The sequence below is a fragment of the Aeribacillus sp. JST-2 genome (genome assembly GCF_056032925.1).
Genome location: NZ_JBVVUU010000090.1, coordinates 1 through 2019 on the forward strand (window position 1 = coordinate 1; position 2019 = coordinate 2019).

The 2019-nt window shown below is 37.5% G+C and carries 1 protein-coding gene; it reads right to left on the bottom strand.

Going from position 1 to position 2019, the window contains the following annotated elements; all coding sequences use genetic code 11:
* Positions 1-972: 972 nt before the first annotated feature.
* Positions 973-1839, bottom strand: a complete 867-nt coding sequence (locus AC0KTX_RS16680) for a hypothetical protein (protein ID WP_340856281.1) — start codon at positions 1837-1839, stop codon at positions 973-975.
* Between the last annotated feature and the right edge of the window lie 180 nt (positions 1840-2019).

Here is a 2019-nt window from a genome sequence, read left to right on the forward strand (position 1 = left end):
AAAGATACTTTCTATTTTCATGTTCTTTCACCCAAACATTTTCCATCTCGTTGAACGATTCCGCCTGTTTGCCGCAAATCGAGTAGGAGGGGGTGACTAACCCCCGACCTCTCACACCACCGTACGTACGGTTCCGTATACGGCGGTTCAATTAAGATAATTGACGCAAGTCTTTATAACTTCCGTGAATAGCTGTTCTCTTTATGCCAGTGGTCACTCCACCCTCCAAGAGGTCTCCCACGGGATTCACCGCTTCCTCCCTCAAGTGAGGTACTACGTTTTCTGTGTTCATCATGACTCACTGAATGCCAAGGGCTATTCTCTCTTAATTGTTCGGTCCTTCTTAGTAGTTCTAAACCAACTAATACTATGACCTCTGCTGACTTCTGACGGTTCAGCTACTTATCACTAAGTAGGTTATGAAGCGTATTTCACCTATCCGCCAGACCTCCCCGGGTAAGTACATGCACTTTCACACCATCTATCCGCCTCATTTACTCGATATGACCTTCGACAGAAAGAGCTTTGTTTTGTTTGGCAAACTCACTCAATCATACCTAGCCTTATATGAGGTTCGTGTTCCTCGGACCGGTGTTTTGCCTCCAGCTTCCTTCAGATTCCGCGTCACCACGGACACCCTTGCTCTTGGCTAACCTCTACTTCTGTCTTCGGGGTTCGGGACTTACACCCTATAGTTCATGTACATGCCGGGCGCACCATAAAAAATAGCAGACCATTTTAATTGCTATTTGGTCTGCTATTTCATATGCCGTTTCTAATGTTTCTCCACAAAAACGGAACTACTTAAAACGATTTGGATGTCTTCATAAAATTATTTTACTTGCTCTTGTAGAGCTTCTTTTTAAAATTAACGATTACAAAATAAATCTTCAGTAAAAACTAAATATCGATAAAGGATATTTGGTTTTTATAAAACGATATACATTTGTATAAATTCATTTCAATAAAATGTTAACCATTCATATAATTAAAAGAATGCTTTATTAACTTTACAAGCAAATCTTTATGCTCATTAATATCATTCTTAGTCAATCGGATTCGATATGTTCTGTCCCTTTTGCTGTACTCTAATACATCTAAGCCAGATTCCTCAATCCATTCATCAATTTCTTGCAATCGTTCTGACTTCGGTTGAAAAATTATGTTTTGCTTCCGCGGCTTAAATGTCACAAAATTATTAGCTACGCCGTTTTGCTCTAAGCCTATGTAAAACTTATTGTATTTAAGCCTAATATTATTGTTAATATGTTCATGTATTAAACTTAACAGTTCATCTGCAAGTGCAACAGTTTCTGGAGTCGCTTTTTCTTCCCAAAATTTCCGGTCTGTTGGAGTTTGAAACTCTTCATCTTCTTCATACATAGGAAGAGCTGTTTCATCTAAGACAGTAATAAACTGAAGACCGATTTTATCTTCTATCTGTACTGCATTCATTTGAATAGCAATTATAGGAATATTTCCATTGAAGAGACTTATTACGTTTAAAAACCTGCTTGTAATATCTTCAGCAATAATAACTGCCACATGTTCAAATTGAGGAGACCTTTTCCTCTCAATATCCCAATACTCTATCGTTCTTATAATGTGACTTTCGTCCGTTTTTCCCAATTGTAGTTCCACTTCATATCGACGATTATTATCATCTTGAAACAAAAAATCAAGTCGCCCTGCCCTAGGCTGTTTCCGCTCCATGTCTTTCAATTCAATCTCGCCCAATCCGAGTATGGATGGGTCCTCAGCAATTTTTTGTTGTACCCATTTTTCATTTATTTGAGGGTGGTCTTTTAAAGAAATTTTTTCCAACTTAATGTATTCCATAACTACCTCCTTGATTTATATAGGTTACTTTAATTTCCGAATTACAAAGTGGTGCTAAATTGATTACTATTTGCATTACCTTGATTACTAACCAAACACTTAACGGATTAACCCCCGAGTTTTGGACATAGTTACTCTTAGTCTATCTTTTTCTTAAAATAGCTCTCTTTTTCTTGATTA